General features: G+C 53.1%; 8 protein-coding genes. 3 read left to right on the plus strand and 5 right to left on the minus strand.

Going from position 1 to position 7,150, the window contains the following annotated elements; translation table 11 throughout:
• The first annotated feature begins 102 nt into the window (after positions 1-102).
• Positions 103-450 (plus strand): thioredoxin domain-containing protein, encoded by a 348-nt coding sequence (locus tag AAG793_RS16660; protein ID WP_341910215.1) that lies wholly within the window; start codon positions 103-105, stop codon positions 448-450.
• 111 nt (positions 451-561) lie between these two features.
• Here AAG793_RS16660 and AAG793_RS16665 read toward each other — a convergent pair whose 3' ends face one another.
• The 4 genes from AAG793_RS16665 to AAG793_RS16680 are packed head-to-tail and all read right to left on the minus strand — an operon-like array spanning position 562 to position 4,061.
• Positions 562-951, minus strand: coding sequence for a copper-binding protein (locus AAG793_RS16665; protein ID WP_341910217.1), 390 nt, complete (start codon positions 949-951; stop codon positions 562-564).
• Positions 952-988: 37 nt separating this feature from the next.
• Entirely contained in the window at positions 989-1,480 is a 492-nt protein-coding gene (locus tag AAG793_RS16670; RefSeq protein WP_341910219.1) for a cupredoxin family protein, read from the minus strand.
• Positions 1,481-1,532: 52 nt separating this feature from the next.
• Positions 1,533-2,921 (minus strand): copper oxidase, encoded by a 1,389-nt coding sequence (locus AAG793_RS16675; protein WP_341910221.1) that lies wholly within the window; start codon positions 2,919-2,921, stop codon positions 1,533-1,535.
• 30 nt (positions 2,922-2,951) lie between these two features.
• Complete coding sequence (locus AAG793_RS16680) at positions 2,952-4,061, minus strand: hypothetical protein (protein WP_341910224.1); 1,110 nt, start codon at positions 4,059-4,061, stop codon at positions 2,952-2,954.
• A gap of 141 nt (positions 4,062-4,202) precedes the next feature.
• On the opposite strand from AAG793_RS16680, the gene AAG793_RS16685 reads away from it, so the two are divergent.
• A complete protein-coding gene (locus AAG793_RS16685; protein WP_341910226.1) occupies positions 4,203-4,883 on the plus strand; it encodes a heavy metal response regulator transcription factor in 681 nt (226 codons plus the stop codon).
• Between the two features lie 11 nt (positions 4,884-4,894).
• Entirely contained in the window at positions 4,895-6,280 is a 1,386-nt protein-coding gene (locus tag AAG793_RS16690) for a heavy metal sensor histidine kinase (RefSeq protein ID WP_341910228.1), read from the plus strand.
• 345 nt (positions 6,281-6,625) lie between these two features.
• Here AAG793_RS16690 and AAG793_RS16695 read toward each other — a convergent pair.
• A partial coding sequence (locus AAG793_RS16695) for an efflux RND transporter permease subunit (RefSeq protein ID WP_341910230.1) occupies positions 6,626-7,150 on the minus strand: 525 nt, incomplete at its 5' end.

Consider the following 7,150-nt stretch of genomic DNA (forward strand, 5'->3'; position numbering starts at 1 on the left):
GTGCAGCCGCCGGATCTTTGCCAGTGTTCCCACTTTGATCACTCCTTGGTCCCTCCTGCTTAAAAAGTAAGCAGGAAACTTTACTCAAGGGGTCAAATTTCGATGAAAAAACTCAGCTCAAAGGGGTCAATTTCATCTGGAAATCAACAACCCGTCCTTGATGCGTTGTTGGACGGCCAGCGGTCGTGGACAGGACAGAGCGCCAACGCCTCCATGCGTGCGTGGGCTATTGCGCAGTCGACAGGGCTCGACGTAAAGCAAGCGCTCAAGCATGTTGCTTCTGGTGCGGTTGATACCTTACTGGCACAGGATGTCCAAGACTTGAAGGCGATCGGAGTCAAAGCCACCCCAACCTTCTTTGTCAACGGCAAGCCTCTGGCATCTACTGATCCAACTCTGCTTGAAGAAACAGTCAGGAGCGAGGTGGCGCGCATTCGGTCGCTGCATTAGCTGCAGCGGACGTTCATCTCCCATACCTCTTTAGGTGTCTTGAGGAGAAAGTGATCGGCCAAAGCAACCGATCCTCATGCCATCACCCCAGGCAAGGTGTAGTCCTTCAGTTCATTTCATTGGTTGAATATCGGTGACAGTCATCTTGCCTGCGTCCTGAACTACTACGAACTGAATTTTCTCGCCGACTTTCACCTTGTCGAGCATCGCTTTGTCCTTTGCGGTGAAGACCATTGTCATCGGAGGCATGTCCATATGTTTGATCTCGCCATGCTTGATGGTGATCTTGTTGTTCTCTTTGTCGATCTTGCGAATTTCGCCGTCAGTCATGCTGGGTGCAGTTGCTGCGGCCGTTGTAGCGGTCGCAACCGGTGCAGCCGCCTTTCCGTGATTCATCCCCATTTTTCCGTGGTCCCCGCTCGCGTACGCTGCCAAAGGCACAGTGAGTGAGATGGCGGCAGCAGCGACAATTTTTGCCAACGTCCGGATGTGTGTTTTCATAAGTTCTTTCTTGGATTAGATTTTTGAATCAGTTTTTTTACTTGGCAACGACCTTGATTTTTCCCACCATACCCGCGTCATAGTGACCAGGTAGCAAACATGCAAAGTCGAAGTCACCTACTTTGTTGAAGTTCCAAATAATTTCACCTTTTTTCCCAGCTCCTACATGGGCCATGTACGGTTCGTCATGTTCCATGTTGGGGAATTTTTTCATCATTGCAGAATGCTCATCCAACTCCTTTTTAGTTCCTAGGACGAATTCGTGCATCACTTTTCCACGATTCAAGTGCACAAATTTGATGGTTTCTCCTTGTTTTACCTCAATGAGGTCCGGAGTGAATCGCATGTTGTCGGTCATACGAATTTCTACAGTGCGCTTGACATCCTTTGAATGGCCGCCGATACCCCATTCCTTCTGTTCCATTTTCATTGGAGCGGCTCCTTTCGCGTGCTCTTTGGCGCCATGAGCAAAGGAGGCAGTTGAAAGTGCAACAGCACCGGCCACCATCAGAATTTTTGTAAATTGCATTTGAAGTTTCCTTTAAGTAGTTAAATTTTTTCTCGGGAAATCACGAAACAGATCAGTGCTTCATGGTTCCTCCACTAGGTTTGACCGCAGAAGCTACTGCAGGGGAAGAATCGGCACTGGCTTTTGGTCTGACCGCTGGGAGTGGCGCACCTGTCCATTCGTGAGCCACAGTACCCGCTGGGAATCTGTAAGGTCCAGGATCCTTGTAGTCGCCCGGCTTTTGGTCTTTGCGCACCTTGAAAACGGTGAACATACCGCCCATTTCCAACGGACCAAACTGGCCTGTACCAGTCATCATCGGTGCAGTATTGTCTGGAATGGGCATCTGCATCTCGCCCATGTCAGCCATGCCGCGTTCGCCCATCATCATGTAATCTGGCACCACTTTCTGAATCTTGTTCACCAAACCGCGATGGTCGACGCCAATCATGGTTGGTACATCGTGACCCATCGCGTTCATGGTGTGATGGCTCTTGTGGCAGTGCAAAGCCCAGTCACCTTCTTCGTCGGCGATCAATTCGATTTGGCGCATCTGTCCCACTGCCACGTCAGTAGTAACCTCGTACCAGCGCGTGCTTGGCGGAGTTGGACCTCCATCAGTTCCAGTCACTAAGAACTCATGCCCGTGCAGGTGAATGGGATGGTTGGTCATCGTCAGATTACCCACGCGGATACGCACTCGATCATTCAGGCGAACGTTGAGCGTATCAATCGCTGGGAAAACCCGGCTGTTCCAGCACCAGATGTTGAAGTCCAACATTGTGTTGATTTTTGGTGTTTTGCTGCCTGGTTCGATGTCAAACGCGTTAAGCAGAAAACAGAAATCACGATCCACATCGCTGATGTTGGGGTGCTTGGCCTTCGGATGCGTAACCCACATGCCCATCATGCCCATTGCCATTTGGACCATTTCGTCTGCGTGGGGGTGGTACATGAACGTGCCTGGGCGTCGCGCTTCAAATTCATACACGAAGGTCTTGCCCACAGGAATAGCCGGCTGATTGAGACCACCCACACCGTCCATACCGCTCGGCAAGCGCTGACCATGCCAGTGAATGGTGGTGTGCTCAGGCAGCTTGTTGGTAACGAAAATCCGAACGCGATCACCCTCGACAACCTCAATGGTTGGTCCTGGACTTTGACCGTTATAACCCCACATATTGACCTTGAATCCTGGAGACACCTCGCGCACCACTGGTTCTGCGACGAGGTGAAACTCCTTGACGCCGTTGTTCATCTTCCAAGGCAAAGTCCAGCCATTGAGGGTCACCACGGGGTTATACGGCCGGCCTGTGGTTGGTACCAACGGCGGAGCTGTATCCACAGAGGTTTGATAAACAGGTTCCGGCAAAGCAGCCATGGCAGAACGAGCTACTGCCAGCCCAGCTACCGAAGCAGCGGCGCCTGCGAAGAACTGACGACGTGAATTAATTAGGCTCATATAAATTCTCTTTCAAAGCTTTTGATACGGTCAGTGGCCAGCGGCGGCTGCGGGCTCGCCGCCACCGCCGCCGAGGGAGACAAAGCTTCCGGGCGAACCGCCTTGAAGAACCCACTGCAAGTCTGTCTCTGCCATCAAATAGTCACGCTGCGCGTCAATGGTGCTTGCGACGGCCTGTGACTGATTTGAAACTTCACCCAACAAGTCCCAGACGCTCTTGAGCATGCCGTTGTAGCGAAGCACGGTTTCTTCAGTGACAAACTCACGAACCTTCAATACTTCGTCGCGCGCACTCACCGCCAGCGCGTGGCTTGACAGGTAAGCTTGGCGCGCCATTCGGACATTGGCCCCATTGCGCATGCCATCTGCACGCGGCAACTCTGCCGCTATGGCTGCAGCCCTTGCGTCGATGATTTCTGCAGAGAGGGGCTGCGCCGGCATGTCGGGTAGGCGGTCGGGCAGGTTCACTGCCGTATGCATGCCTGTCAGCTGCAAGGTTTTGATGAGGGTCGCCTCTGCTTGCATTGCGGCGTACTGTGCCCGCCGCACGTTCATCTTGGCAGCTGATTGCGCCAGCTCAACCTGGGTCTGCTGGAGCTTGCTCCAGTTACCAATGCTCACCATCCGGCGACCCAATTCGTTCCCTGCCTCTGCTGCCACCAGCGCGTTCTGGTGTTGCTGCAGAACCTGCTTTGCGGCGACTGCCTGCAGCCACGCCTTTCGTCCCTGCGCAGCAACTTCTAGCACCTCATCCAGATCATCGACCTTACGCTGGAGGACAGGATCAAGTGCTGTCCACTGACCCTTCGCAATCAGATCCACATTTGCCGCGCCAATTCGACCCAAAGGCTTCACCAGCTCACGGTGAGCCAACCAGGCTTGACGCACCGCATCTTCCGATGTCATCAAGCTGAGACTGCCGACTGTTTGATCCGCGCTTTTCTCAGCTGAAACGTTGTCTTTTTCCCATTTAAGAATATCTGCGTGGCCACGCTTGTATTGACCAACGGCATCGTTGGCTTCACGCCAACTCTTCTCGGCGGGGGCAGGCGCAATCTGTGCAGATACCACCAAAGGAAATGTCAGTACACCGAAGGCAATGACCCGCAGGGCCTGTAAAGGAAAATATTGCTGTGTCACTGGTTTACTCCTAGGCTACTTGTTTGGGCTGAAAGTAGTGTCGAGAGAGACGGCCGTCATAAACCTGTCGGCAACATTACAAAATTGTCAGTTTCGGATGAGGCGGTAACTAACAGCGAGAATCCGGAGAAGGAATCACATGTGAAGATCTTGATCGTTGAAGACGAACCCAAAACGGGTGACTACCTACGCTTAGGGCTGCGGGAGGCTGGCTACTCCGTCGAATGGCTTTCAAATGGAGTCGATGGGCTTCATCAGGCGTTGGAGGGAGATCATGACTTGGCCATTTTGGATGTAATGCTCCCAGGCATGGATGGGTGGCAGATCCTGAGAGGCCTGCGGGCCCAGGGACGCCAGATGCCAGTGTTGTTTTTGACAGCTAAAGACCATGTAGAAGACCGGGTGAAAGGTCTAGAACTGGGTGCAGATGACTACCTCGTCAAACCGTTCTCGTTTTCCGAACTTCTAGCAAGGGTACGCACCATCCTCCGCCGAGGACGCGCAGGGTTAGAGCCAACCACGCTCCAGGTTGCCGACCTTGAACTGGATTTGCTACGTCGTAGGGTGACGCGCGCAGGCAAACGCATTGACCTAACCGCTAAAGAGTTCGGACTGCTCGAATTGCTTATGCGCCGCAAGGGCGAGGTTCTGCCGCGCTCGCTGATTGCATCTCAGGTTTGGGATGTCAATTTCGACAGCGACACCAATGTGATCGAGGTGGCAATACGCCGACTGCGCGCCAAGGTGGACGACGGGTTCGAGAGTCGTCTTTTGCAGACCGTACGAGGCATGGGTTACGTACTGGAAGTGCCGGAGTCCTAATGATCAGGCGTTTGACCCTCACCGCTCGCCTGACCGTCCTGTACACGCTGGTGTCAGCAACTGTTCTACTCGGTTTAGGGGCGCTAGTCGCCTGGTCCACCAGCGCCCATTTTGTCGAATTAGACCGGGATTACCTGCAAGACAAAGCGCAGCTGATCCAGAGAACCGTTGATGAAACGCCGGACCCTGTCGAGCTATCTGCCAAGCTAAATGATCTGCTGAACAGCCACCACGGTTTGTTTATTGCGATCAGTCGTGGTGACGAGTTGTTGTTCGGTTCAAAAACTATCATTTTCCCGAACGACTTTGATACATCGGGTGCAATGAATCAGCCAAAAGATTGGGTCGACGGCGAGCTGCAACTGAGAGGTATCAGCACAGAAATTTCAAAAGTGGCGGGCTCTCGCGACACAGCGAGTAGTACGAAACCCACTCGCCTGAAAGTTGCTTTGGATACTCAGCATCATGCCCACTTCATGCAGGTCTTGCGTGATCAATTGATCGTGTATGTGCTTGCGGCTACGCTGCTAAGCGGCTTTCTGGGTTGGTGGGCTGCCCGCAGTGGCCTGGCTCCTCTGCGGATCATGAAAGAGCGAGCACTCAAGGTGACTGCCCACAAGCTTGATCAGCGCATGCCAATCGAGGCGGTACCCGTGGAAATGGCAGATCTGGCCAGCAGTCTCAACACAATGCTCGAACGACTGGAGCTGGATTTTTCAAAGCTGACAGATTTTTCAAGCGATATCGCCCATGAACTTCGAACACCCATCAGTAACTTGTTGACCCAGACCCAGGTATCGCTTTCGCAGGGCCGTGATCCAGATACTTACCGCGAGATCCTCGCATCCAATGCTGAGGAGTTTCAACGCCTGGCGCGCATGGTGTCCGACATGCTGTTTTTGGCGAAAACGGATCACGGCATTCAACTGCCGAATCGAGAGAACGTCGCTTTGGAGGATGAGGTGGTGAGCCTGCTGGATTTTTACGATGCGGTCGCTGAAGAAAAGCAGGTCCGTATGCAACTGGTGGGTTCAGCCACTGTGGCGGGTGACCGTTTGATGATTCGGAGGGCTGTCAGTAACTTGTTGTCCAATGCGCTGCGCCACGCACATCACGGCACAGATGTCGAACTGATTATTGATTCCCAGCACGACGGTATCTCCTTGTGTGTGATGAACACAGGGGATCAGATCAATGCTTCTGACCTGCCTCGGTTGTTTGACCGGTTTTACCGCGTAGACAAGGCTCGCTCCCACACGTCACCAGATGGCACTGGCCTGGGTCTGGCCATCACAAAATCCATCATGCTTGCTCATGGAGGAAGCGCTTTGGCTTCTTCGACGTCGGGATCAGTGCGTTTTTGTTTGAAGTTCCCATATCGCCCCGCGGTTCTTTAATCGCGCGTATCGGATGAGTAGTCACGGAAAAAGGTAGGAACCTATCAATGCCGCTGCCTGAATATCTCTTCTGAATGGTTCCATGCACACACTTAGCAACATACCGAAGGCTTCGCATGAAACTCTGACTACAGTACTTGTGGTCAGTGCCCTGATGGCTCTGGTGATCTTTTCATTGCTAGGCTATTTACTTTGGCGAGATAGAAAGAAAGTCAAGACAGGAAAAGCAGCACGCGGCCACCAGCGTCGTAATCGAAAGAGGCCGAAGTAGCTTGTAGGCAGCAAGAACACCAAAGCTTCTTGCGAAGGTGAGTCGACGGCTCCCGCTCTGCTAACTTAATGACGTCAAGCCGAGGTGCCCCGTTTCAACGGGAATAGAGAGCTATTACTTCGCTGTTCGCGAGACCGTCGCATCAACAAATAGACAGCTGGAATCACAAACATGGACAGCAACGGGGCGGTAATCATGCCGCCCACCATGGGCGCTGCAATCCGCTGCATGACCTCAGAGCCAGTACCGCTTCCCCACATGATCGGGAGCAGCCCCCCCAAAATCACAGCGACAGTCATGGCTTTCGGGCGTACTCGCAACACAGCGCCTTCACGGATGGCTTCGAGCAGATCTGCGGTGTCAGCTTTTCCTTGCTTGAGTTTCTCGTCCCATGCTGACTTCAGGTACAACAACATGATCACGCCGAACTCGGCCGACACGCCAGCCAGAGCAATAAACCCAACCGCACCAGCCACAGACAAGTTGTAGCTGAGCAAGTACAGCAACCAAATACCTCCCACGAGAGCGAACGGCAGAGTTGCCATGATCAGCAAGGCCTCGTCAAAGCGCTTGAAGGTCAGATACAGCAGGACAAAGAT

Source organism: Polaromonas sp. YR568 (assembly GCF_943372955.1).
Lineage (GTDB): Bacteria > Pseudomonadota > Gammaproteobacteria > Burkholderiales > Burkholderiaceae_C > Polaromonas.

Bases quoted from the DNA above. Each gene is read 5' to 3' on its own strand.
- AAG793_RS16660 (WP_341910215.1), top strand. From the start codon at position 103: ATGAAAAAACTCAGCTCAAAGGGGTCAATTTCATCTGGAAATCAACAA.
- AAG793_RS16665 (WP_341910217.1), bottom strand. From the start codon at position 951: ATGAAAACACACATCCGGACGTTGGCAAAAATTGTCGCTGCTGCCGCC.
- AAG793_RS16670 (WP_341910219.1), bottom strand. From the start codon at position 1,480: ATGCAATTTACAAAAATTCTGATGGTGGCCGGTGCTGTTGCACTTTCA.
- AAG793_RS16675 (WP_341910221.1), bottom strand. From the start codon at position 2,921: ATGAGCCTAATTAATTCACGTCGTCAGTTCTTCGCAGGCGCCGCTGCT.